21 protein-coding genes are annotated in these 23,293 nt (G+C 62.0%); 10 read left to right on the forward strand and 11 right to left on the reverse strand.

The window, feature by feature from the left end:
- Positions 1-11: 11 nt before the first annotated feature.
- The 6 genes from QGV55_RS06725 to QGV55_RS06750 all read right to left on the reverse strand — a co-directional run bounded on the left by QGV55_RS06725 (position 12) and on the right by QGV55_RS06750 (position 6,726).
- Complete coding sequence (locus tag QGV55_RS06725) at positions 12-863, reverse strand: ABC transporter permease subunit (RefSeq protein ID WP_281017618.1); 852 nt, start codon at positions 861-863, stop codon at positions 12-14.
- Complete coding sequence (locus tag QGV55_RS06730) at positions 860-1,783, reverse strand: ABC transporter permease subunit (RefSeq protein WP_281017617.1); 924 nt, start codon at positions 1,781-1,783, stop codon at positions 860-862. Before QGV55_RS06730 ends, QGV55_RS06725 begins: the two co-directional genes overlap by 4 nt.
- On the reverse strand, positions 1,780-2,892 hold the full coding sequence (locus QGV55_RS06735) for an ABC transporter ATP-binding protein (RefSeq protein WP_281017616.1): 1,113 nt from the start codon (positions 2,890-2,892) through the stop codon (positions 1,780-1,782). Before QGV55_RS06735 ends, QGV55_RS06730 begins: the two co-directional genes overlap by 4 nt.
- A 6-nt stretch (positions 2,893-2,898) precedes the next feature.
- Entirely contained in the window at positions 2,899-3,987 is a 1,089-nt protein-coding gene (locus tag QGV55_RS06740) for a polyamine ABC transporter substrate-binding protein (protein ID WP_281017615.1), read from the reverse strand.
- A 164-nt stretch (positions 3,988-4,151) separates the two neighbouring features.
- Positions 4,152-6,008 carry a dihydroxy-acid dehydratase gene (ilvD, locus tag QGV55_RS06745; RefSeq protein WP_281017614.1) on the reverse strand — a complete coding sequence of 619 codons (1,857 nt, stop codon included), beginning with the start codon at positions 6,006-6,008 and terminating at the stop codon, positions 4,152-4,154.
- A 76-nt stretch (positions 6,009-6,084) separates the two neighbouring features.
- The gene (locus QGV55_RS06750; RefSeq protein WP_281017613.1) at positions 6,085-6,726 is read right to left on the reverse strand and encodes a hypothetical protein; all 642 of its coding nucleotides are present in this window, start codon (positions 6,724-6,726) and stop codon (positions 6,085-6,087) included.
- Positions 6,727-6,879: 153 nt separating this feature from the next.
- Here QGV55_RS06750 and QGV55_RS06755 point away from each other — a divergent pair, with 153 nt between their 5' ends.
- Together QGV55_RS06755 and QGV55_RS06760 are read left to right on the forward strand one after the other, a co-directional pair.
- Complete coding sequence (locus QGV55_RS06755; protein WP_281017612.1) at positions 6,880-7,248, forward strand: GFA family protein; 369 nt, start codon at positions 6,880-6,882, stop codon at positions 7,246-7,248.
- Between the two features lie 116 nt (positions 7,249-7,364).
- Complete coding sequence (locus tag QGV55_RS06760; RefSeq protein ID WP_281017611.1) at positions 7,365-8,351, forward strand: tetratricopeptide repeat protein; 987 nt, start codon at positions 7,365-7,367, stop codon at positions 8,349-8,351.
- Positions 8,352-8,406: 55 nt separating this feature from the next.
- Here the strand turns inward: QGV55_RS06760 and QGV55_RS06765 are convergent, their stop codons facing one another.
- The gene (locus tag QGV55_RS06765) at positions 8,407-9,396 is read right to left on the reverse strand and encodes an alpha/beta hydrolase (protein ID WP_281017610.1); all 990 of its coding nucleotides are present in this window, start codon (positions 9,394-9,396) and stop codon (positions 8,407-8,409) included.
- A gap of 139 nt (positions 9,397-9,535) precedes the next feature.
- Here QGV55_RS06765 and serS point away from each other — a divergent pair, with 139 nt between their 5' ends.
- The 6 genes from serS to QGV55_RS06795 all read left to right on the forward strand — a co-directional run bounded on the left by serS (position 9,536) and on the right by QGV55_RS06795 (position 15,598).
- Positions 9,536-10,822, forward strand: coding sequence for a serine--tRNA ligase (serS, locus tag QGV55_RS06770; RefSeq protein WP_281017609.1), 1,287 nt, complete (start codon positions 9,536-9,538; stop codon positions 10,820-10,822).
- A 5-nt stretch (positions 10,823-10,827) separates the two neighbouring features.
- A complete protein-coding gene (surE, locus tag QGV55_RS06775; RefSeq protein ID WP_281017608.1) occupies positions 10,828-11,583 on the forward strand; it encodes a 5'/3'-nucleotidase SurE in 756 nt (251 codons plus the stop codon).
- An 8-nt stretch (positions 11,584-11,591) separates the two neighbouring features.
- Positions 11,592-12,251 (forward strand): protein-L-isoaspartate(D-aspartate) O-methyltransferase, encoded by a 660-nt coding sequence (locus QGV55_RS06780; RefSeq protein ID WP_281017607.1) that lies wholly within the window; start codon positions 11,592-11,594, stop codon positions 12,249-12,251.
- A gap of 62 nt (positions 12,252-12,313) precedes the next feature.
- On the forward strand, positions 12,314-13,336 hold the full coding sequence (locus QGV55_RS06785; RefSeq protein ID WP_281017606.1) for a peptidoglycan DD-metalloendopeptidase family protein: 1,023 nt from the start codon (positions 12,314-12,316) through the stop codon (positions 13,334-13,336).
- Positions 13,337-13,381: 45 nt separating this feature from the next.
- Positions 13,382-14,359, forward strand: a complete 978-nt coding sequence (locus QGV55_RS06790) for a hypothetical protein (protein ID WP_281017605.1) — start codon at positions 13,382-13,384, stop codon at positions 14,357-14,359.
- Between the two features lie 258 nt (positions 14,360-14,617).
- Positions 14,618-15,598, forward strand: coding sequence for a hypothetical protein (locus QGV55_RS06795; protein ID WP_281017604.1), 981 nt, complete (start codon positions 14,618-14,620; stop codon positions 15,596-15,598).
- Positions 15,599-15,863: 265 nt separating this feature from the next.
- Here QGV55_RS06795 and QGV55_RS06800 read toward each other — a convergent pair.
- The 4 genes from QGV55_RS06800 to QGV55_RS06815 form a co-directional block, all read right to left on the reverse strand.
- Positions 15,864-17,002, reverse strand: a protein-coding gene (locus QGV55_RS06800; RefSeq protein WP_281015974.1) for an IS3 family transposase whose coding sequence is annotated in 2 segments (ribosomal slippage) — positions 15,864-16,738 and positions 16,738-17,002 — 1,140 coding nt in all. Because the reading frame shifts where the segments join, the coding sequence is not laid out codon by codon here.
- 172 nt (positions 17,003-17,174) lie between these two features.
- Complete coding sequence (locus QGV55_RS06805; protein ID WP_281017595.1) at positions 17,175-17,477, reverse strand: hypothetical protein; 303 nt, start codon at positions 17,475-17,477, stop codon at positions 17,175-17,177.
- A 23-nt stretch (positions 17,478-17,500) separates the two neighbouring features.
- The gene (locus QGV55_RS06810) at positions 17,501-19,354 is read right to left on the reverse strand and encodes a hypothetical protein (RefSeq protein WP_281017594.1); all 1,854 of its coding nucleotides are present in this window, start codon (positions 19,352-19,354) and stop codon (positions 17,501-17,503) included.
- Positions 19,345-20,700: an IS1380 family transposase gene (locus QGV55_RS06815; RefSeq protein WP_281019885.1), complete on the reverse strand. Its 1,356-nt coding sequence runs from the start codon at positions 20,698-20,700 to the stop codon at positions 19,345-19,347. Before QGV55_RS06815 ends, QGV55_RS06810 begins: the two co-directional genes overlap by 10 nt.
- Positions 20,701-20,833: 133 nt before the next feature.
- Between QGV55_RS06815 and QGV55_RS06820 the strand changes: the two genes are divergently transcribed.
- Both QGV55_RS06820 and QGV55_RS06825 read left to right on the forward strand, forming a co-directional pair.
- Positions 20,834-21,715: an alpha/beta hydrolase gene (locus tag QGV55_RS06820; RefSeq protein ID WP_281017593.1), complete on the forward strand. Its 882-nt coding sequence runs from the start codon at positions 20,834-20,836 to the stop codon at positions 21,713-21,715.
- Positions 21,716-21,819: 104 nt separating this feature from the next.
- Positions 21,820-23,061, forward strand: a complete 1,242-nt coding sequence (locus QGV55_RS06825) for a CoA transferase (protein ID WP_281017592.1) — start codon at positions 21,820-21,822, stop codon at positions 23,059-23,061.
- The last annotated feature ends 232 nt before the right edge of the window (positions 23,062-23,293 follow it).

A 23,293-nucleotide genomic window follows, 5' to 3' on the forward strand; every position in this document is an offset into this window, starting at 1 on the left:
CGGTTTCGAGATCAGTTCCCGTCCATGGCGCCTTCGCGACGGAATGCAGCCCGCACCTGTCTGGCGTGACGCCGTTCCGTGCGCAGCATGATCCAGCCCGAGAGCAGGACGCCGGATGCGACCACGGCGACGATCAGGGTTGCAAGTGCATTGATGTCGGGGCTGACCCCCAGCCGGACCTTGGAGAAGATCAGCATCGGCAGGGTCGTGGCACCGGGGCCCGTGACGAAGCTGGCGATGACCAGGTCATCCAGCGACAGGGTGAAGGCCAGCAGCCAGCCCGACAGCAGGCCGGGCATCAGCATCGGCAGGGTGATGCGGCGCAGCACGGTGAAGGGCCGCGCGCCGAGATCCATCGCTGCCTCCTCCAGCGCCCGGTCGAGACCGGCGACGCGGGAGCGCACCACGACCGCGACATAGGCGGCGGCGAAGGTGATATGGGCGATGATCACAGTCGTCATCCCGCGACCGGCAGGCCAGCCGACGATCTGTTCCATGGCGATGAACAGCATCAGCAGCGACAGGCCGGTGATCACCTCCGGCATCACCAGCGGCGCGGTCAGCATGGTCGAGAAACCGGTGCGTCCGCGAAACCGTCCGAAGCGGGAAAGCGCATAGCCAGCCAGTCCGCCGATCACCACCGCCACGGTGGCGCTGATGGCCGCGATCTGCAGGGACATGGAGGCGGCACCGAGCACCTGCGGATCCCGGAACAGCTCCCCGTACCACTTCACCGACCATCCGCCCCAGACCGCCACCAGCCGCGAGGCGTTGAAGGAATAGACGATCAGCACCAGGATCGGCAGGTAGAGAAACGCGAACCCGGCCCAGAGGCAGAGGGTGAGAAAGCTGCCGCGCCTCATCCCTGTTCCGCCCGTGACTGGGTGCGATCCAGCAGCAGGATAGGCACGATCAGCAGCAGCAGCAGGATGGTGGCGAGTGCGGAGGCCACGGGCCAGTCGCGGTTGTTGAAGAATTCCTGCCACATGATCTTGCCGATCATCAGCGTGTCCGGTCCGCCGAGCAGTTCCGGGATGACGAACTCCCCTGCAGCCGGAATGAAGACCAGCAGGCAGCCCGCAGCCATGCCGGGCAGGGACAGGGGCAGGGTGACCCGCCAGAAGGTCGTCGCGGGGCGCGCGCCGAGGTCTGCCGCTGCCTCCAGCAGACTGCCGTCCAGCCGCTCCAGCGTGGCGTAGAGCGGCAGGATCATGAACGGCAGGTAGGAATAGACAATGCCGAGCTGTACTGCGAACTCCGTGTTCAGCATTCGCATGGGATCATCGATGACCCCCAGCCACATCAGGGCGCTGTTGATCATCCCCTGATCCTGCAACAGCGTGGACCAGGCGTAGACCCGGATCAGGAACGAGGTCCAGAACGGCAGGATCACCAGCAACAGCAGCGGGGTGCGCATGCCCGGCTCCGCCCGCGCAATGGCATAGGCCATGGGATAGCCGATCAGCAGGGTCAGCAGTGTGGAGATCGCGGCGATCCGGAGGGAGCCCAGCAGGGCCTGCAGATACAGCGGGTCGTCCAGGATCAGGGCGAAATTGGCCCAGGTCGCCTGCAGCACCGGCCAGCCGTCCTGCCAGATCAGGAAGTCACTGACCGGGGGGACGGAATAGGCGGCCTCCGACAGGGAGATCTTGATGACGAACAGGAACGGGATGGCGAAGAACAGCAGCAGCCAGGCGGTCGGGATCAGGATGCCGATCAGGCGTCCGCGGCTGGTGCTGAGCGCGGGACTGTCCGCCACCCGATCTGCCGCCGCGTCGGTCATTGATGCAGCACCACCGGTGCCTGGGGATCCCACTCCACTTCCACGGCATCCTCCCAGGTCAGCGGCTCGTCGCGTCGGCGGGTGATGTTGGTGCGGGAGACCTGGACGATGCGCCCGTCTGCCAGTCGCACATGGAAGATCGACAGGTCACCGAGATAGGCGATGTCCTCCACCTTTCCGGCCAGGAAGTTGCTGGCCGGAGCCGCTTCGGCGGGGGCAGGCCCGGCCTTGCGGATGCGCATCTTCTCCGGGCGGATGCCGATGGCGATCTGGCTGCCGGATTCCGCAGCCACCCTGTCCTCCATCACGATGGGACAGGGCAGGGCAGGGCAGTGAACGGCACTGTTCTCCGGATCCGCCTTGCCCTCGAAGACATTGATGGTGCCGATGAACTCTCCGACCATCCGGTTGGCGGGGAACTCGTAGATGTCGCCCGGGGTTCCGACCTGCACGATCCTGCCGGCGTTCATGACCGCGAGCCGGTCGGAGAGTGTCATCGCCTCTTCCTGGTCATGGGTGACCATGATGAAGGTGATGCCGACCTTGACCTGGATATTGGCCAGTTCGAACTGCGTCTTCTCCCGCAGCTTCTTGTCCAGCGCCGCCAGGGGTTCATCCAGCAGCAGCAGCTTGGGACGCTTCACCAGGGCGCGGGCCAGGGCGACGCGCTGGCGCTGGCCACCGGAGAGCTGATGCGGCTTGCGGCGGCCGTATTCGCCGAGTTGCACCATCTCCAGCGCCTCCGCGACCCTGTCGTCGCGTTCCGACTTCACGACATTCTCCTGCTCCAGGCCGAAGGCCACGTTCTGCGCCACGCTCATGTGCGGAAACAGGGCATAGGACTGGAACATCATGTTCACCGGGCGGCGATAGGCGGGGACGTCCGCCATGTCCTGCCCGTCGATCATGATACGGCCACTGGTCGGCGTCTCGAAGCCGCCCAGCATGCGCAGCAGGGTTGTCTTGCCACAACCCGAACCGCCCAGCAGGGAGAAGTACTCCCCACGCCGGATCTCCAGATCGATACCATCAACGGCCAGCGTGCCGCCGAAGTCCTTGGTGACGCCCTGGATGCTGACCAGGGTGTCTGTGCTGTCGGCGGCGGCCAAGTGCCTTTACTCGCCCGTACGGACCTTGGTCCACGACCGGTTGACGGCGCGGGTGAAGCGGGGCGATTTCAGCACTGCGGCGAACAGCTTCTCCTTCACCGCGTCGCTGGGAAAGATGGACGGATTGCTGCGAATCTGCTCATCCACCATGGGAAGTGATTCGGTTACTGCATTGGCATAAAAGACATAGTTGGTCACGCCAGCGATGTTCTTTGGCTCCAGCGCGAAATTGATGAAGGCATGGGCGGCATCCAGATGCGGTGCGCCGGTGGGAATGGCCATCATGTCGAACCAGATGAAGGTGCCTTCACGCGGGATCTTGTATTCGATCTCGACGCCGTTGCCGGACTCGGCGGCACGCGCAGCGGCAATGAAGATGTCGCCCGAGAACCCGGCGGCGACGCAGATCTCACCGTTGGCCAGGTCATTGATGTAGCGGGAAGAATGGAAGTAGCGGTAGTGCTGGCGGATCTTCAGCAGGTGATCCTCCGCCTTCTGGAGCCAGTCCATGTCCTCGGCCGCCTGGTCGCCACCCAGATAGTTGATCACCAGGGGAATGATCTCCTCCGCCGAGTCCACCAGCGTTACGCCGCAGTCGGCCAGCTTGGCCACCGTCTCCGGGTCGAACAGTAGATCGAAGGTATCCAGCGGCACGTCGCCCAGCCGCTCCCGAACCTTCTTCACATTGACACCAATGCCGTTGGTGCCCCACTGCCAGATGGCGCCATATTCCAGGTCGGGATCGACGGTGCGGACCCGGTCCATCAGCACGGGATCGAGGTTGGCGAGGTTGGGGATCTTCGACTTGTCCAGCTTCTGCACCGCGCCCGCCTTGATCAGGCGGCCCAGCGTCGGCATGGCGGTCGGGACGACCAGGTCATAACCGGAACTGCCGGCCAGCAGCTTGGCCTCCAGCACGTCATTGGAATCATAGACGTCGTAGTTCACCTTGGTGCCGGTCGCCGCCGTGAAATCGGCCAGTGTCGTCTCGCCGATGTAGTCGGACCAGTTGTAGAAATTCAGTTCACTCTCGGCCTGAACCGCGGCGGGCAGAAGGGTGGCAGCAGCCACCAGGGAGATCAGGGAACGTCGCACAGCAGGTGGCTCCTCGACAGGACATGAAACATGTCTGCGATTCGTACTCCGGCGCCGGGTTGCTGGCAATGGCTGGCTGCGGCGATCGGCGCGAATCAATGATCAGCGAGGGCGCAGGGCTGTCGGCGCTGCGGGACCGGCGCGCGGCCCCCGCAGCGACAGCCTCACTTCATCTCCGACAGCACCGCCGGATCGCGCACGGCGCCGTGGGCGGCGGAGCGGGTGAGGGCGGCGTAGGCCTGCAGGGCGCGGGAGACCTTGCGGTTGCGACCGACGGCCTGCCAGCCGCCGTCGCCGCGGTTGTTCATGGCGTCGCGACGGGCGGCAAGGGTTTCATCGTCCACCAGCAGTTCGATGCTGCGGGCCGGAATGTCGATACGGATGCGGTCGCCGGTTTCCACCAGCCCGATGGTGCCCTTTTCCGCCGCCTCCGGTGAGGCATGGCCGATGGACAGGCCCGATGTGGCGCCGGAGAAGCGTCCGTCGGTCAGCAGCGCGCAGGTGGTGGCCAGCCCCATCGCCTTCAGCATCGACGTGGGCATCAGCATTTCCTGCATGCCGGGGCCGCCGCGCGGGCCTTCGTAGATGATGACGACGACATCGCCCTCGACCACTTCCCCGCCCATGATCCCGGCGGAGGCGGCGTTCTCCGAATGGAAGACCTTGGCGGGGCCTTCGAACTTCAGGATCGACGGATCGACCCCGGCGGTCTTCACGATGCAGCCGTCCTCGGCCAGGTTGCCGCTCAGCACGGCCAGGCCGCCATCCTGCGAATAGGCATGTTCAACGTCGCGGATGCAGCCAGCCGCCCGGTCGGTGTCGAGGGTCTCGTAATAGCTGTCCTGCCCGAAGGCCTCCAGCATGCGGCGGCGGCCCGGCGCGGCGCGGTAGAAATGGCGGATCACCTCGTCCTTCGTGACACGCACGTCATACAGCGACAGCTTCTCCGCCAGCGTCAGGCCGAGGACATCGGTGGTGGAGGTGTCAAGCAGTCCGCCGCGCGCCATCTCACCCAGGATCGCCATGATGCCGCCCGCGCGGTGCACATCCTCCATGTGATATTCGGGGACGGAAGGGGAGACCTTGCACAGGTTCGGCACCTTGCGCGACAGGCGGTCGATGTCCTCCATGGTGAAGGGGATTTCCCCCTCGAACGCGGCAGCCAGCAGATGCAGCACCGTGTTGGTCGATCCGCCCATGGCGATGTCGAGCGACATGGCGTTCTCGAAAGAGGTCCGGTTGGCGATGGACCGCGGCAGAACCTCCATGTCGTCCAGCTCGTAGTAGCGGCGGGTCAGTTCCACGATCTGGCGACCGGCCTTCTCGAACAGACCGCGCCGCAGGGCGTGGGTGGCGAGAATGCTGCCGTTGCCGGGCAGGCCGAGGCCCAGGGCCTCCACCAGGCAGTTCATCGAATTGGCCGTGAACATGCCGGCGCACGATCCGCAGGTCGGGCAGGCGATATCCTCGATGGCCTGCACATGTTCGTCGGGCAGGTTCGGGTTGTTGCCCGCGACCAGTGCATCCACGGCATCGACGATCTGCTCCCGCCCCGCGATGACGGCCTTGCCGGCTTCCATCGGACCGCCGGACACGAAGATGGTGGGGAGGTTCAGCCGCATGGCGGCCATCAGCATTCCGGGGGTGATCTTGTCGCAATTGGAGATGCAGACCAGCGCGTCGGCGCAATGGGCGTTGACCATGTACTCGATGGAGTCGGCGATGATCTCCCGGCTGGGCAGGCTGTAGAGCATGCCCTCATGCCCCATCGCGATGCCGTCATCGACGGCGATGGTGTTGAATTCCTTCGCCACCGCACCGGCCTTCTGGATCTCTCCCGCCACAAGCTGGCCCAGATCCTTCAGATGCACATGCCCGGGCACGAACTGGGTGAAGGAGTTGGCGATGGCCACGATGGGCTTGGCCATGTCCTGATCCGCGGTACCCGTAGCGCGCCAGAGGGCGCGGGCTGCCGCCTGGCCCTTGCCCTGCGTGGTGCGATGCGAACGATATTCAGGCATGTCTTCCTCCCGGTCTGAACACACCATTTCTACCGAATCTCGGGGCGGGCCACCAGAGACGTAGGAACGGCACGGATCAGCGGGCGAAGGCACGCATGTGAAACCCCGCATGGGCAGGTGTGTAGCGCCAGGCCGTGCCAACCGGGCAGGCCCGCCGTGCGCGACAGCCCTGGGTCATGCAGTCATCGCCCGCTGGCTTCGCCAGATGGTCGCGGCATCCCTCCGCGTCGTAGGCCGTGCCCGTGAAGGCATCGACCGGACAGGCCGACAGGCAGGGACGGTCCCGGCAGCTCTCGCAGGGGGACGTCGCATCAGGCGGGTCCAGCGCCAGCACCCGGTCGAACAGCAGGGCCGCGCGCAGGGCAAACCAGAGGCCGTAGCGCGGATGGATCGCCAGGCCGAGCGGGGAAACGAAGGCCTCGCCCGTCGCCAGCATCCAGGTCACGAACGGCTGCCAGGGCGGACCATCGAAGGGATAGCTGACGGTGGCACCGAACTCCTCCGCGACCGGTTCCATGACCTGCCGGGTCCAGCGGTTGACGGGATCGCTGCGCGGGTCGGCTTCGGGCAGGCCCGGTACATGCGAAACCATCTGTGACCCGGCATTGCCGACCATGACACGGGTCTGCCCGCCCTCGACAATGCCGCCGAGCAGCACAAGGCCATGGGCGCCCAGGCGCGTCTCCAGTCCGATCAGCAGATTGGCCTTGCCGGTCATGGTCCCGGCATCCGCAGGAGTGCTTGTCTCATGTGTCGCCTTCTGCTTCTATCGCGGAAATGAGAACATAAAAGGAACAATGTCATGGTTGCTTCAGGACCGGTACGCGGCAGATGTCTGTGTGGTGCGGTGGCATTCGAGGTCAATGGTCCGATGAGAGAGATCATCGGTTGTCACTGCACCATGTGCCGGCGGCAGACCAGTCACTTTCTGGCCTTCACCGCGGCGTGGGACGATGATCTGAGCCTCACGGGGGAGGAGTCACTGTCCTGGTACCGCTCCAGTGCCGACAGCCAGCGCGGGTTCTGTCGCAAATGCGGATCCATGTTGTTCTTCGCGACCGAAGGCGCGGGCAGGACTTCCATTTCGGCGGGCGCTCTGGACCCCGGTCACGGGCTGGGACTGGCAGCCCACATCTTCACCGACGGCGCCGGTGAATATTACACCCCTGATGATGCAGTCCCCTGTTTCCGCGGCGGCGGTGGCGGTGTTCCCATGCCGCCGAGGCGGCAGGACAGCTAGCGAATTCACGGGAAGCAACCAGTCGCCCCGGCACTGAACCATGCTTGGCACATGGTTTGCCTGTCAGCTCCATCGAAGCGGCCAACATGCATGCCGCTCACAAATGGAGGGGAATGATGAGGCTTTTTGCAAAGGGGGCACGGCGGACAATGGTCTGTGGTGCCATGATCGGCACGATCATGCTTGGCGCGGCGCAGGTGCAGGCGCAGGAAGAAGATGACGAGCGGAGCCAGGACGAGAAGCTGCTCTGGGAAGAGACGCTTGTCGCGGCGAAGGAGGGCAGTTCAACCGCAATGTGTGACCTCGGCGAGCTGATCGTCCGGGGCAAGGAAGCACAGCGTGGGCTGAAGGTCGCTGCCAAGTGGTTCGGCAAGGCCGCCGAGCAGGACGCACTCTGCGGTCTCCTGCGCATGGCGGAGTTCCATCGTCGGGGCAGGGGCGTGGAGGAGAACATTGCCCTCTCCGACGACTTCTACGCCCGGGCGCTGCCGCAGGTGGCCGCACTGGCGCGTGGCGGCGATATCCAGATGCAGATCCAGTTGGCCAAGATGCACCACAAGGCATTTGGTACACCGGAAGATCTGGAACTGGCGGCGCTCTGGTATGGTACCGCGGCCGCTCTGCTGGAGCCTCTGGTCAAGGCCGGCGATATTGATGCGCACAAGAAGCTCGCGAACATCCTCGTCATCGGGGTTGGTGTGGATCGCGATGTTGTCCGGGCCGGGAAGCTCTATGAAGCTGCCGCGACCGCCGGTGACCGCGCCGGCCAGTTCCTCGCCGGTCGGATGTTCTTCACTGGCAAGGCGAACCATCCGGTCGACCACGAACGTGGCTTCTACTGGCTGTTCAGGGCAGCGGAGGCGGATCACCCGCGCTCCCAGGCCTATGTCGGTGCTGCATTTGCACAGGGTCTGGGCGTCGAACCCGATCCGGTCGAGGCCGTGAAATGGCTGCAGCTTGCCATTGATCGTGGTGTCGGCGCCGCGAAGCCCGAACTGAAGGAACTGTCCCAGGACATCACGGAGAAGCAGTTGAAGCAGGGCAAGGAACTGGCTGCCGAGTGGATTCCGATCTTCGATCGTGGTCTCGCGAAGAGCAGCTGACCGCAGGAATTTCCGGAGGCATGGAGTGAAATTTTCCAGCCTCTGGAAATGCTTGTCACATTTTCTTCATGGAATTTATCCAGTCCAGCAGCAGGGTCGTGACCTGTTCCGGCGCTTCCTGCTGTGTCCAGTGACCGATACCTTCCAGCAGCACGGCGTCTGACAGGTTCGGTATCAGCTGCTTCATGGATGCCACCATGTCCTTGCCCGGCAGCATCTTGAGGACCAGGTCGCGCGTGCCGCCGATATAGAGCGCGGGCTGATGGATACGCCTGTCAGGCAGGGCATTCAGCAGCTCGAAATCGCGGTGGTGATTTCGGTACCGGTTCAGCGGCCCGCGGAAGCCTGACCGTTCGAACTCACCAACGAAATAGTCGATGTCGGTCTCCGTCAGCCAGGCCGGAAACGGGTCGGGGTCGGGCAGCCGTTCCAGCAGGGTCGCGCCATGCGGCTTGTCGGTCGGCCATGTGCCGTCCGGGGCATCGCCGGAGATGGCGTAGTAGACCCGCCGCAGGCCACCGCGAATGTCGGCTTCCAGTTCGGCTTCGCCTACGCCCTCATCCTGGAAATAGACCTGATAGAAGAAGCGTCCGTTGGCCGTGAAGACCTGCTTCACGATATCGATGAAGGGCGCAGGGCCGGGGCCGAGATAGGGAACCGAAAGCCCTGAAACGGCGCTGACCCGGTCGGGATGCAGCAGGGCGGTGTTCCATACGATCGGGGCACCCCAGTCATGGCCGATCAGGATGGCGCTGTCGTGGCCCAGCGCCGGGATCAGCCCGGCCACATCGCCGGTCAGGCTCTCCATGTCATAGGCCTCCACCGCGTGCGGCTTGCTGCTGCCGCCATAGCCGCGCACGTCGATTGCCGCCACCTGATAGCCCGCGTCGGCGATGGGTCCCATCTGGTGCCGCCAGGAATACCAGCTTTCCGGCCAGCCATGGACCATGACCACCAGCGGACCTTCTCCGGTGACCGCAACGCGCAGTTCGACGCCGTTGGTGGCGACGGTCCGGAACTGGATACGGTCGAGAATGCTGCTCATGGTTCGTCTCCCCGGCGGTCATGCATGTCTGATCTCCCATGGTGGCACAGGTTCAGGTCATGAGAAGGATTCAATCGCCCTGCAAAGTGCACTATAAGGCGCGGGCACTTCACTTGAGACTCAGTCTGGAATTGATCCCATGCACGATATTCGCTGGATCCGGGAGAACCGGGATGCCTTCGACCAAGCCATGACCGCGCGCGGCCACGCCGCCCGCGCGGCCTCACTCGTGGAGATGTACGAGGCACGGCTGTCCATCCAGAACGAGATGCAGCGGAAGCAGTCGGAGCGCAATGCGACCGCCAAGGCCATTGGCAAGGCCAAGGGCAGCGGTGACGAGGCGGAGGCACAGCGCCTGATGCAGGCAACCGCCGACCTGAAGGCCGACGTGCAGCGGCTGGAGGAAGAGGACCGGGAGCGTGAGGCGGCGTTGACGCTGGAGCTTGCCGGTATTCCCAATGTTCCGGCCGCCGACGTGCCGGTTGGCGCGGATGAGGACGCCAACGAGCTGGTGCGCCAGGTCGGCGAGGTGCCGTCATTCGACTTCGCGCCGAAGGAACACTTCGAACTGGGGGAGGCGCTCGGCCTGATGGATTTCGACCGGGCGGCGGCCATGTCGGGCGCCCGTTTCGTCGTCCTGCGCGGCGCGCTGGCCCGGCTGGAGCGCGCGCTGGGGAACTGGTTCCTGGACGTGCAGACCGGTGAGTTCGGGTTCGAGGAAGTCAATCCGCCCCTGCTGGTGCGGGACGAGGCGGTATTCGGTACCGGCCAGTTGCCGAAGTTCTCGGAAGATCTGTTTCACACCGACAATGGCTTCTGGCTGGTACCCACGTCGGAGGTGCCGCTGACCAACATGGTGCGCGAACAGATCGTCGATGCCGCCAGCCTGCCGATGCGCCTGACGGCGCTGACGCCGTGTTTCCGGTCGGAAGCGGGTTCGGCCGGGCGGGACACGCGGGGCATGATCCGTCAGCACCAGTTCATGAAGGTGGAGATGGTGGTCATCACCGCCGATGACCAGTCGGAGGCGGAACTGGAGCGCATGACGAACTGCGCGGAGACCCTGCTGCAGCGGCTCGGGCTGGCCTATCAGGTCATGAAGCTCAGCAGCGGCGACATGGGGTTCACCGCCACCAAGACCTATGATCTGGAGGTCTGGCTGCCGGGACAGCAGCGCTACCGGGAGATTTCCTCCTGCTCCAACACCCTGGACTTCCAGGCGCGTCGCATGAATGCCCGCTATCGGCCCGAGGGCGAGAAGAAGACCCGCTTCGTCCATACCCTGAACGGATCGGGGCTGGCCGTTGGCCGGGCGATGATTGCCGTGATCGAGAATTACCAGCAGGCTGACGGCTCCATCATCGTGCCGGATGTCCTGCGACCCTACATGGGCGGGCAGACCGTCATCGAAGCCGTGAAGGGCTGAACGACATGCGTATCCTGCTGACGAACGATGACGGCATCGATGCTCCCGGTCTCAAGGCCATGGAGCGGATCGCGCGCGAACTGAGCGACGACGTCTGGATCGTCGCGCCGCAGCAGGAACAGAGCGGGGCGGGCCGCTCGCTCAGCCTGACCAACCCCCTGCGCCTGCACAAACTGGGGGAACAGCGCTTTGCCGTCGGCGGCACGCCCACCGACTGCGTGATGATGGCGGTGCGGCAGGTGCTGGACGGACGGCCCGACCTGATCCTGTCGGGTGTCAATCGGGGTGCCAACATCGCCGAGGATATCACCTATTCCGGCACGGTCGCGGCGGCCATGGAGGGGACGCTGCTGGGCATCCCGTCGATCGCCATGAGCCAGATCGGTTTCGCCGACCAGGTCATCCGCTGGCAGACCGCGGAGCAGCATGCGCCGGGCATCGTGCGCCGCCTGCTGGAGAACGGCTGGCCGAAGGATGTGCTGATCAACATCAACTATCCGGATGTCGAACCGGATGAGGTTAACGGGGTTCATGTGGTGCCTCACGGACGGCGTGACCAGGCTGACGTGACGGTGGACGCGCGCCAGGACGGGCGCAACATTCCCTATTACTGGATCGGGCTGCGCCGACAGAAGGCGATGCCGCCACCGGGCACGGACATCGGCACCATCTGGCGTGGCGGGATCTCGGTGACGCCGATCAGCCTCAACCTGACCGACCGGGATGCGCTTGATCCGCTCGGGCGCGTCTTTCAGGACTGAGGCAGCGCATGACGGATGATGTACGAAAGATCCGGCTGCTGATGCAGTTGCGTCGGGAGGGCATCACCGATTCCCAGGTGCTTGGCGCCATCGAGCGAGTGCCGCGCGAACAGTTCGTCGATGCCAATTTCCGCCATCAGGCCTATGAGAACATGCCGCTGCCGATCAAGCAGGGGCAGACCATCAGTCAGCCCTATGTGGTCGCCTTCATGACGGAGGCGCTGCGCCTGTTTCCGCGCGCCAAGGTGCTGGAGATCGGGACCGGCTCCGGCTACCAGGCGGCGGTGCTGGCAATGCTGTGCCGCCGCATCTACACGGTCGAGCGGCACCGGACACTGTACCGCGACGCCACGGCGCTGTTCAGCAGGCTGGGCATCAACAACATCATCGCCCATCTGGGGGACGGCACCCGCGGCTGGCCCGCTCAGGCTCCCTTTGACCGGATCATCGTCACGGCCGCGGCCTTCGGGGAAGTGCCGGCTGCCCTGGTCGAGCAGCTTTCGACCGGCGGTATCCTGATCGTGCCCGTCGGGCGCAGCGGCGCAGACCAGATGCTGGTGCGCGTGACCCGGCAGGCGGATGGCAGCACGACGCGGGAGAACCTGCTGCCGGTGCGATTCGTGCCGCTGCTGGACGGGGTGCCGAACGAACAGCGCGGGGAGGGCTGACGGCTGGCGCGGCTCAGCCGCATTCCCTTGCCGCCCGTCGCCCGGATTCATACTCTGGCCGCATGTTTCACCCGCGCGCGATCCTCCTGACGCTGGCCTTGCTGCTCGTCGCCTGCGGGCCGCGCGGCACGCCTGCGCCCGTGGAGGACCACAGCGCTTTCACCGGTGGCACGGTGATCGTCCGCCCCGGTGACACGGCCTATGCCATCGCCCGCCGCAGCGGTGTGCCGGTGCGCGACCTGATCCAGGCCAACGGGCTGCGGGCCCCCTATACGCTCGCCATCGGGCAACAGCTTCGGGTGCCGCAGTTGCGGCTGCACCGGGTGCGCCGGGGCGAAAGCCTGACAACGGTTTCCGAACGCTATGGCGTGGGACGGCGGGAGATCGTGCAATTGAACGGACTGGTTTCGCCATTCCGTCTGCACCCCGGACAGATCCTCAGGATTCCGGGTGGCGGGTCGCGGACGGAACCGACCCGCATCACCCGCGTTACAGCGGGCGCGGAGGTCGTGCCGCTACCGCCGCCGAGACCACCGGGACGGGTTGCGCGCGCGGGCGGGACCAGCAGACCCGCTGCGCCAGTCACGGCGCAGAAAGCACCGGCAGCACCTGCGCCCACGCAGGCATCCGCACCGACGCCCGCGCCGACAGTAGCCGCACCTGCGCCCGCCGCCGTCGCAACCACGGCAAGCGGTCTCGTCTGGCCCATCGCCGGAAAGGTGGTTTCCCGCTTCGGTCCGAAGGCCGGGGGGCTGCACAATGACGGGATCAACATCCGCGCCCCGCGCGGCACACCGGTACGTGCGATGACAGGCGGGGAGGTTGTCTATGCCGGCAACGAATTGCGCGGCTTCGGCAACCTGGTCCTGATCCGCCACTCGGGCGGCCTGACCACGGCCTACGCCCATCTGGACCGGATCGATGTGCAGCGCGGTGACCGGATCAGGCGGGGTCAGGCCATAGCCACCGTCGGAAGCACCGGCGGTGTCGATCCCGCGCAGTTGCACTTCGAGATCAGAAAGGGTCGGAAGGCCATTGACCCGGTGAGCAAACTCGGCAGCAGCCCGCCACGCAACCTGGGCTGAGCAAGCCGTGTTTCAGGCCTGCGCACTGCATGCTATGGTTGCGTGATGATCGACTGGGACTCCGGTATCAAGCCCTGGCACCTGGTCGCCGACGCCGGTTTCGGCGCGGCGATGGAGGACTGTGGCTTTCGCAAGGTGGGCCGCAGCATGTGGCGCCGCGACGGCGACCGCATTGCCTGGCGCGTGGCGCTGACAAAGGGATACGCGGGCACGCCGGGTTCATTTCGAGACGGCTACGGAGGCTTCGCGAAGGAAGTCGATGAACTGGTGAAACTCTACAACCCCAAACGCTCTCTGGAGCGCATGGAAGGTACGAGCGTTCCCATGCATCTTGGCAGTGCCCTCTCGGATGACCTGATCAGCGAACTGCGCGAAAAGGAATTCGAGCCCTGGCGGCGGAAGTGGCAAGCCGAACGGATCAACAGGACCGGCCTGTGGGGGATTCTGAAGGATTTCATCAAACCGATCCCGCCGTCACCGGACGTGGATTTCTCCGAGGTCCCGTTTCTGGAAAATGCGGGGCCTTCCAGCCTCGATTGGGCGTTCGTGGTCAGGACGGAAGCGCAGGTCAGCGAGATTGCACAACAGCTGATCCGGATATGGCATCAGGCAGCCATGCCCTGGATCGAGGATCGGCTTGATTTCGAGCACGCCTATCCCAGAACATGGGGCCCGGACAGTCCGGGCACGCGTTACTTCTGTTTCGAGAATCCGGAATTCTACGCGGCTGCAAAGATTGCCGGTGACCAGGCATGGATCAACGAAATGGCCCGCCGGGCCTTCGCACGGGCGCCGAAGAGCATTGACGAGGTCTGGAAGGAATGCCGCAAGAGATATCTCTTTGATCAGCCGCATGTACGTTCCGGTGAGGTCAAGCCCGAGACAATTGTAAGAAACCGGCTGATCGACAAATTTTCGAGTGCGGTGAAGGCCATGGCGATTGCCGAAGCTTTGTCCATCGACATTCCTGAATGCGATGTGGATTTCAGTCTGCTTCCAGTGCCTGTCGAATCCCTTCAATGACATATTCCCTGAGGCGGCGGCCTCGCCGCGATCGACCGCCGCCATCTCCTGACGGATGCGGTCCGACTGCCGCCGTTCGATCTCCTGATCCGGCACCGTTTCATGGGCCGCCTGACCCTCGTCGCGGAAGGCCAAGGCGCGGGGCGGTGATCTCGTTCGACATGCCAGGTGCACTGACCAACGTCGCGCTTTCAGGCAGTTCATTCCGGATCTGGAGACAGTTCTTGGCGTGAACGTGCTGCATGCTATGGTTGAGTGATGATTGACTGGGACCCCGGTATCAAGCCCTGGCACCTCGTCGCAGACGCCGGTTTCGGCGCGGCGATGGAGGACTGCGGCTTTCGCAAGGTGGGCCGCACCATGTGGCGCCGCGACGGCGATCGCATTGCCTGGCGCGTGGCGCTGACAAAGGGATACGCGGGCACGCCGGGCTCGTTCCGGGCCTCCTACGGCGGCTTCGTGAAGGAAATTGACGAACTGGTGAAGCTCTACAACCCGAAACGCTCGCAGGAACGGATGGAGGGCACGAGTGCACCCATGCACACCGGGGGAACGCTGGCGGGTGACCTGATGGAGGAGGAGAGACAAAAGGACTTTGCTCCCTGGGAGAGCAAGTGGGGAAATGAATATAAAAACAGATCAGGCTGGAAGGGGATTTGGAAGGACTTGATGGACCCGGTCCCGAAACCACCCAAAATTGACTATTCAGAGATTCCTTTCCTAGGCAGGGCAGGTGAGTACACGAACGAAATGGCCTTCATCATGAAGAACCAGGACGATATCAAGAAGGTCACGGAACTTCTCATCGATTGCTGGAACCGGATAACCCTGCCCTGGATTCAGGAGCGGCTGGATTTTGACCAACTGTATCCGCGACTCTGGGGTCGGCAGGCCCCGAACAAATCGACCTGGCATCACTATGACGCTGAAGTCTTCGCCGCAGCCAAACTGGCCCGAGACCAATCTTGGATAGACGAAATGGCCAGAATAGCCTTCGCCGAGTCCCGTACGAGCTTTGCAGAAATCTGGGAGAAATGCAGCGCTGATGGTGATTTTGATAGCGAGCGCGTCAGAACAGGTGAAGTTGCGCCAGAGACAATTGTCAGGAACAAATATGAATCAAGATTGATGCCAATTGTGACAGTCATTGCTATGGTGGAGACAATGAATATAGCAATCCCGAAAGAGATTGTTGATCAAATAGAACATCCTTGGATTGTGGGTCCGATGCGATTTTGAGAACGAGCGAGCAGCAACGAATTTGCTGCTCGCTCGCCGCACAATCAGATTTTAGGTGCCATCGTTCTCAAATTCGATCTGGCTCAGTGCGGTAAATACGGCGCCGATGGTAATCGTGGATGCAATATCTGTATCTCCTTTCTTTAGGAGTTGATCTGCGTGTTTGTATTTTTTGTCAAGTTTCTCAAGAAATTTCGTGATCACAGAGGTGGTTCGGTTCGTTTGAACAGTTTCGAGCCGTTTCTTAGGTGGATTTTCCGCTTGGTTATGCCGCCACCGGGATTGGTTGCAACTTGATGTGATATGCCTGATCGGGCGTTTGCCCTTCCAGCGATGAATGCGGTCTCCTTGTGTTGTAGAAGGCCAGGTATCGGTCGATGCCCTGTCGGGCGGCTGACACGCTTTCATAGGCGTGCAGATAGACCTCCTCGTATTTGACGCTGCGCCAGAGCCGTTCGACAAACACGTTATCGCGCCAAGCGCCCTTGCCATCCATGCTGATCTGGATGTCGGCGTCCTTCAGCGCCTTGATGAAGTCAATGGACGTGAACTGTGATCCTTGGTCCGAGTTCATGATCTCCGGCTTGCCATATCTGCGCAGGGCATCATTCAAGGCCTCCAGACACGGCGCTGTTTCCAGCGTCACCGACAGCCGCCAGGCCAGAACCTTGCGGCTGAACCAGTCCAGAACGGCGACCAGATAGACGAACCCTCGGGCCATGGGAATGTAGGTAATATCCATGGCCCAGACCTGATTGGGCTGCGTCACGGCCAGCTTGCGCAGCAGGTAGGGATAGATCCTGTGACCGGGCGCAGGCTTGCTGGTGTTCGGTCTGCGATAGAGCGCCTCAATGCCCATCGTTTTCATGCAGGTTGCCACGTGCAGCCGCCCGGCCGTGAAGCCTTCCTGCCGCAGCAACCCTTTCATCATACGGCTGCCCGCGAACGGGTAGTCCATGTGCAACTCGTCAATTCTGCGCATAAGCTTGAGGTCCGCCGCACTGGTCGGGCGCGGCGCGTAATACAGGCTGCCCCGGCTGATCCCGAGAAGCCGGGCTTGCCGTGTCAGGCTCAGCCTGTGGTCCGGGCCCGTCATTTCCTTGCGCTCGGCAACAGACCGGCCTTGTCGAGCGCGCCCTCTAAAAAATCGTTTTCCAGCGCCAGCTGGCCAATCTTCGCGTGCAGGGACTTTACGTCGATCTGCGGCTCTTTCGCGGCCTTTGGCGTGTCATCGAAGACACCCGTTACGCCCTCAAGCAGCTGATCCTTCCACTGCTTGATCTGATTGGGATGCAGGTCGAACTGCGTCGCCAGCTCGCTCATCGTCCTGTCGCCCTTCAGCGCCGCCAATGCGACTTTCGCTTTGAAGGCAGGGCTGTGGTTCCGCCTGGGTCGTCTTGTCATCTTCGCTCCTTCGTCCCGGCAACGCTGCCGGATTGGGAGCAGAAAATCCACCTAACTCAACTGTCCAGATTTGTCGGGCCACCTCTATCTTCGCTCCTTCGTCCCGGCAACGCTGCCGGATTGGGAGCAGAAAATCCACCTAACTCAACTGTCCAGATTTGTCGGGCCACCTCTAACCACATAAATCACGACTCTCAAGCCATTCATGTTGTCTTGCTAACATGGCCGCCGAAGGAGCGCTTTGTTCCCCCCAAAGGATACCCATAATTCGATCGAAAGCGCGCAGCTCGTCATCGCCACATACAGTGGCTTCAGCTTCAGTTAACACACCTGTGCAATCAAAACTTGCCGCCTGAGCTGAAAATGAAGCGGCAAATGTGACAAAAGTTACAATGCTACCTACGCCAAGAGTATTTCCCCAATTCAGCGCTGCATACTTTTCCAGGCATTTATCCCCGCATATCGCATGGACCATGCGAGAATATGTTCCAGCGCCCTCTAGTCCTTAGAGAAGAACATGTCCGCACCGCCGCTCGGATCGAACATCAAACCAAGCAGCATAGCGCCACAAGTCTCTTCATCATTAGCCAAGGTCCGAATTTTTATAATTTCAAGCTCGCTTAGCTGGTCGAGTTCTCTCGGGCTTAGGTCGTTCTTGGGTGATCCAGAAAAACGACTCTTCAAGTAGGATGAAGTAAACTCTCCCAACCGCCCAAAATCAGCACATGCTATTGCTATGTTGTACTTTACCAATACATCTCTCACATATTCCTCCCTAGACACAGTAGGAGGTGGGGGGATCATCCTGTTTGCCTTTTCGCTAAAGGCAGCAGCGAACCTACCTTCAAAATCTCTATGATAGAAAAAACCCTGTAAATAATGTTGTGTTTTCTTGACGCCTGTTAAATTTCCCATCAATTCTTCTATGGATACTTGAACAACCCACTCCTCTCCTTCGAAGTAAATCTTATCATCATGAAGATCTATGAGTTTTACCGGCATCTCCTCTATCCTCGAAAATTTTGTTAACTTGGTGATCCCAATGCTCGGTTGAAAGCGCTCCATTTTAGAGATTTCACCTGAAACAAGAACGCGATCACCAGGAAAAAGGCTCCGATCTTTGAGCGCTGGAAAAGTGACACGAACTCTTATTGCCTCCTCAGGCCTACCAGAGGCCCTATCTTCCTGATGGATCCACTGAAAATAGCATGCATCGTAGTAATAATCGCCTTCCGCCCAAATGCACTCAAAATCGTCGAAGGTGATTTTTGGAAATTTCATGTATAAGATGCCGCCAGTGCAATCCTCATTGAGTGCGCCCGGCAATGTTGTTGGGCCAAGGGTTATTCGCCTTCCGTTATAATCGCACTGGAAGTTATCCGGGTATTTTCGAAAGGCTTCACGCCCCTCACGCAGGAGTTCTGAGTCGACATCGCTGCGGTAGGTGTTAATATAACGCTCCACCACATCAAAAGCTGATGCGTACTCATACCACTTATTCCACATCACTTTATCAAAGTGATTTTCATTGGTGTTCGTTAACCAGAAACCCCAATCTGTGGTTTTGATTTCACTCTGGCCAAGATTTCGATCTACTGCGCCTACTTCGCTTTGTCCCGTGAATTGCACAGAAGGAGCCTTGGAGCGCGGTTCAAAATCGATTGAGACATCGCAATAATCATCCATCTTCAGGACGCTAGCCGTAAAGCCCATTAGTGAAAACGCAAGTTCGCGCTCCTCGCCGACTTCATTTGTTGCAACCACGACTGCGTTGCTCCCAGCGCGCATGTCAGAAAAAATCTCTGGACGTCTTTCGTCCAATGAAACCGCTATGTTGTCAGAGACACTTAAGTCATATTTTTTATCGTCGATAAACAGTGTTGCGCTTTGCAGCGCATCAGTTCCGGAAAAAATCAGGTAGTTAATTTGTGAGTTTTCTTTGTCGGTATACACCATCAACGTCGACCTGCCAGATGCAGTAGCCGCAACGCAAACATGACTTGAGTCGAAGTGAAACTCCCAATCTCCCTTGCCAAATACCTTCTCCAGTGTCTGGGCACTTGTGGAGTTTGAAATGAGTACGAAGGCAGTAAGAATACAAAGCGTTTTGATAAAGGTCATCCGATGTTCCCCAAGTGGCATGCTGCCTGACGTGAAAGTTGCCGAATTTTGCCTGCTGGACAAGCATTTTCCGTCCTGAGCGGCGCCTGCTGCCGGGCCGGCTGCTGAAACAGAGCGGATCAGACCACGAAGTCGCCGTGTTCTGGCTCGACGGTGATGTTTTTCAGCGCAGCGGGCAGACCTGTCGAGCCGGTTTCGTTCGGTTTCGGCTTGGATAGCTGTCATGTGCATAGCGGTGGCGCTCGAAGGCGGCGGATCGCGGCGAGGATGGCGCGGACCATCGGGCCGGTGATGGCCACCTCGGCCAGTTGGAAGGTGATGGCGCGGGCGTGACGGACGACACGCGCCCCGATCTTGATCAGCTTCAGTTGCAGGCTGGTCAATGACCAGTCCGCCATGGCCTCAGGCAGCTCGATGCAGCGCAGGAAGGTCGCTAGATTGTAGGCTAGGGCGTGCAGTTGCAGCCGCACCTCGTTGTCGCGGAACTTCCGGCATGACAGTCGCGTCCAGCGAAAGGCGTGTTTGCCTTCCTTGATGTGCTGCTCGGCGGTGCCGCGCTGGTTGTAGAACCGCACCACCCAGTCTGGGTCCATCGGCAGGTTGGTGACGATGAAGCCGACACGCGGGAACAGCTCGCCCGGATGCCATTCGATCTTGGCGATCACCCGGCGCGGCTTGTCCCAGGATGACGCCTGATACTCGAAGTCTTCGTAGAAGCGCTTCACCTTGGTCTGCGATGGTCGTCCCACGGGCCGTGTGAACCGATGCGCGATCTTCTCGCGCAGAACAGCGTTGGCAGGCAACCGGATGGCGTAGAAGTACTTCGCTTCTTCCAGCCGCTGATAGATCGCGGGGATTGCGTATGCGGCATCGGCCCGAAAGAAGCGGCCGCCAAGGTCGCGCCCGGCGTAGCGGGCGATCACCGGATCGAGGACATCCCGCCAGCCATCCGCACTGTGGACGTTGCCGTTGCGCAGGGCGCAGCGTTCCAGCATGCCGAACTGGTTGAACAGAAAGTTGGGGTGGTAGCAGGTGCAGTCGAAATGCCCGTTCCAGGCAGCGCCTTCCTGATCGCCATGGGTGGGGCTGACCGAGCTGTCCATATCCAACACGATATACTTCAGCCCGTTGCGGTCGTGAAACCGGTCGATCCATTGGCCGTTCAGGTCGGCCAGCGCTTCCCGGTTCTCGGCCAGTGCCAGCGTCTCTGTCTCAAACCGCCCCATCTGCGAGGCCGACGCCGCTTGCGCCTCCACGGCCCTGCCGCCAACGACCTGACGCATCACAGGATCGAGGGCTAGGCGATCGGCGTCGTTCACGTCCTCGTATCCGGCCAGTCGTCCGAACACCGATTGCCGGAACAACCCGTCAAGCCGGTGGAGCGTGTTTTTGCCGCGTCGGGTGTCGCACAATGCTGTTGCCGCCAGAACGGACAGCCCGAGCGCGTCATCCAGCTCGCGCATCACCAGCAGACCACCGTCCGAACTGATCTGCGCACCACGGAACTCCAGCCGCACACGGCGGTCGAAATCGACCCGATCTGCCCGCTGCGAGCCCGCACCCTCTGGGTGATCCATCAAACACGCCCCTCGCCGCAATCAACACTATGATTTATATAAGCAATGTCGAGTTCAGGACAGCGAAATCACCAAGTTACCTGGGGAATGCGGGATGATCGGGGCATGAGTCTCACCGAGGGGGTTCCAGGAAATGACCTTGTCCAGCACCGGCCCGACATCCCGGACCTATTTCTCCCAGCGCCTGCGGCTGCATTATGTCGACTGGGGCAATCCGGAGGCGCCGCCGCTGCTGCTTGTCCATGGCGGCCGGGATCACTGCCGCAACTGGGACTGGGTGGCCGAGCGTTTCCGCGATGACTGGCATGTCATCGCGCCGGACCTGCGTGGTCATGGCGACAGCCAGTGGTCGGCGGACGGCAATTATCCCATGAGCAGCTATGTCTATGACCTGGCCCAGCTCATCCACCAGCAGGAACTGGCGCCGGTGACCATCGTGGCGCACTCCCTGGGCGGCAACATCGCGCTGCGCTACACGGGCATCTACCCGGAAAGCGTCCGCCGGCTTGTCGCTATCGAAGGGCTGGGTCCGTCACCGAAGATCCTGCAGGAGCGGGGGGAGACACCATTCGCCGACCGCATGCGCGACTGGGTCGATGAACAGCGCAAGCTGTCAGGCCGGATGCCCCGGCGCTATGCCTCCATCGAGGATGCGTTCCGCCGGATGCAGGAGGAGAACAAGCACCTCTCGCCCGAGCAGGCGCGTCACCTGACCGTGCAGGGTGTCATCCAGAACGAGGACGGCACCTATTGCTGGAAGTTCGACAACTACGTGCGCACCTGGCCGCCCTATGACATGCCGGGTCGCGCCATCCAGGAGCTCTGGTCCATGATCACCTGCCCGACACTGCTGGTCTACGGCTCCGAGAGCTGGGCCTCGAACCCGGAAGAGGATGGCCGCCTGAAGCATTTCAACACGGCGGAAGTCGTTTCCTTCGAGGGGGCTGGCCACTGGGTACAGCATGACCGCCTGGACGGCTTCTGCGACAGGGTACGGGACTTCATCTCGCTCTAGACTCTGTTGACCGGGGTCGGCAGCCACAGTCTTGCGGGACGGGCCACCCCTTGCGGGTCCGCATGTTCTTCCTCAGGATACCTGTGTTCTGGGGAGGACAAGACATGCCTGACGATAGTGGAACAGCAAGCGGGCCGCTGGACGGCATCCGTGTTCTGGACCTGACGCGCTACGTGTCGGGGCCGCATGCAACGCAGATGATGGGCGATTCCGGCGCTGATGTGGTCAAGATCGAGGGCTTTGCCGGCGACGGCATGCGCATGGCCGATACAAAGCTGGGCAAGCCTGACAGCCTGCTCTTCATGACCATCAGCCGGGCCAAGCGCAGTCTGGCCATCGACCTTCGCAACGAGGAGGGCCAGGCCGTTCTGCGCGATCTGCTGCGGGAGGCCGATATCCTGGTCGAGAACTTCCGGCCCGGTGTCCTGGAGAAGATGGGCTTCGGCTGGGACGTGCTGCAGGAAATCAATCCGCGCCTGATCCTGGTCCGGATCTCGGGGTTCGGCCAGGATGGCCCCTGGGCGGAGCGCGCGTCCTATGACCCGGTCATCCAGGCGATCAGCGGAATCCAGTCGCTCACCGGCTCGGCGGATGGACCGCCAACCGTGTGCGGCACCGTCATCACCGACTATCTGGCCGGACTGCATGCCGTCATTGGCGCGGTATCGGCGCTTCAGGGGCGACAGCGGACGGGCAGGGGACAATGGGTCGATGTCTCCATGCTGGATGCCGCGACCAGTCTGCTGCTGTCGGCCATTCCGGAGTATCTGATGCAGGGCGTCACGCGGACGCGTCGCGGCAACAAGAACCCCGTCTCGGTCCCTTCCCACTGTTTCGAGTGCGGCGATGGGCGTCACGTCCACATCACGGCATGGACGGACAGCGAGTTCGCGAAACTGGCACAGGCGATGGAGATGCCGGGACTGACCACCGATCCGCGCTTTGCCGACATGGAAAGCCGGATTGCCAACGATACCGCGATCGAGACCATCATTGCCGACTGGATGAAGTGTTTCGATGCGGCCGAGGTCGAACGCCGCCTGATGGTGGTCAACCTGCCTGCAGCGCGCGTGGCCACGCTGGACGAGGTCGCGGTCAATCCGCAACTGCAGCACCGGGGACATTTCGTGGAGGTAGAGCATCCGCTGCAGGGTCGTGTCCCGGTCGCGGGACCGGCCATCCGCTACTCGGACAGTCCGCCAGCTGGGACACCTCGCATCCCGATGCTTGGCGAGCATTCCGAGGAGGTCCTGCGGGAGTGGCTGAACTACGATCCGGAAAGGATCCGGGCGCTGACTGCGGCGGATGTCATCCGTGGAACCGTGGCCGCCGAACCGGAAGCTTGAGAAAGGCGGAGCCCTTTCCAGGGATTTGATCCGGCGTGGCAGCATCTGGGGGAGCGTTGCGACGCCGTCGGCGGCTTCACTACCGGCCACGGTCTGCACTTCGACGGCGGGTATGCTGTGTGATTGTGGACGAATGGTCAGAAATGGGAGCGGTCACGATCGACGGTGGCTGGACTGCGCAGTAGCGGGTCATCAGGCACACCCCGCGACCTATCTTTGCCGCTCCGCACCG

The sequence above is a fragment of the Minwuia sp. IMCC3009 genome (assembly GCF_029909415.1).
GTDB lineage: Bacteria > Pseudomonadota > Alphaproteobacteria > Minwuiales > Minwuiaceae > Minwuia.

Coding starts and splice junctions, on each gene's coding strand:
- QGV55_RS06725 (WP_281017618.1), bottom strand. CDS start 863: ATGAGGCGCGGCAGCTTTCTCACCCTCTGCCTCTGGGCCGGGTTCGCG.
- QGV55_RS06730 (WP_281017617.1), bottom strand. CDS start 1,783: ATGACCGACGCGGCGGCAGATCGGGTGGCGGACAGTCCCGCGCTCAGC.
- ilvD (WP_281017614.1), bottom strand. CDS start 6,008: ATGCCTGAATATCGTTCGCATCGCACCACGCAGGGCAAGGGCCAGGCG.
- QGV55_RS06750 (WP_281017613.1), bottom strand. CDS start 6,726: ATGACCGGCAAGGCCAATCTGCTGATCGGACTGGAGACGCGCCTGGGC.
- QGV55_RS06755 (WP_281017612.1), top strand. CDS start 6,880: ATGAGAGAGATCATCGGTTGTCACTGCACCATGTGCCGGCGGCAGACC.
- QGV55_RS06760 (WP_281017611.1), top strand. CDS start 7,365: ATGAGGCTTTTTGCAAAGGGGGCACGGCGGACAATGGTCTGTGGTGCC.
- QGV55_RS06765 (WP_281017610.1), bottom strand. CDS start 9,396: ATGAGCAGCATTCTCGACCGTATCCAGTTCCGGACCGTCGCCACCAAC.
- serS (WP_281017609.1), top strand. CDS start 9,536: ATGCACGATATTCGCTGGATCCGGGAGAACCGGGATGCCTTCGACCAA.
- surE (WP_281017608.1), top strand. CDS start 10,828: ATGCGTATCCTGCTGACGAACGATGACGGCATCGATGCTCCCGGTCTC.
- QGV55_RS06780 (WP_281017607.1), top strand. CDS start 11,592: ATGACGGATGATGTACGAAAGATCCGGCTGCTGATGCAGTTGCGTCGG.
- QGV55_RS06785 (WP_281017606.1), top strand. CDS start 12,314: ATGTTTCACCCGCGCGCGATCCTCCTGACGCTGGCCTTGCTGCTCGTC.
- QGV55_RS06790 (WP_281017605.1), top strand. CDS start 13,382: ATGATCGACTGGGACTCCGGTATCAAGCCCTGGCACCTGGTCGCCGAC.
- QGV55_RS06795 (WP_281017604.1), top strand. CDS start 14,618: ATGATTGACTGGGACCCCGGTATCAAGCCCTGGCACCTCGTCGCAGAC.
- QGV55_RS06805 (WP_281017595.1), bottom strand. CDS start 17,477: ATGGTCCATGCGATATGCGGGGATAAATGCCTGGAAAAGTATGCAGCG.
- QGV55_RS06810 (WP_281017594.1), bottom strand. CDS start 19,354: ATGCACATGACAGCTATCCAAGCCGAAACCGAACGAAACCGGCTCGAC.
- QGV55_RS06815 (WP_281019885.1), bottom strand. CDS start 20,700: ATGGATCACCCAGAGGGTGCGGGCTCGCAGCGGGCAGATCGGGTCGAT.
- QGV55_RS06820 (WP_281017593.1), top strand. CDS start 20,834: ATGACCTTGTCCAGCACCGGCCCGACATCCCGGACCTATTTCTCCCAG.
- QGV55_RS06825 (WP_281017592.1), top strand. CDS start 21,820: ATGCCTGACGATAGTGGAACAGCAAGCGGGCCGCTGGACGGCATCCGT.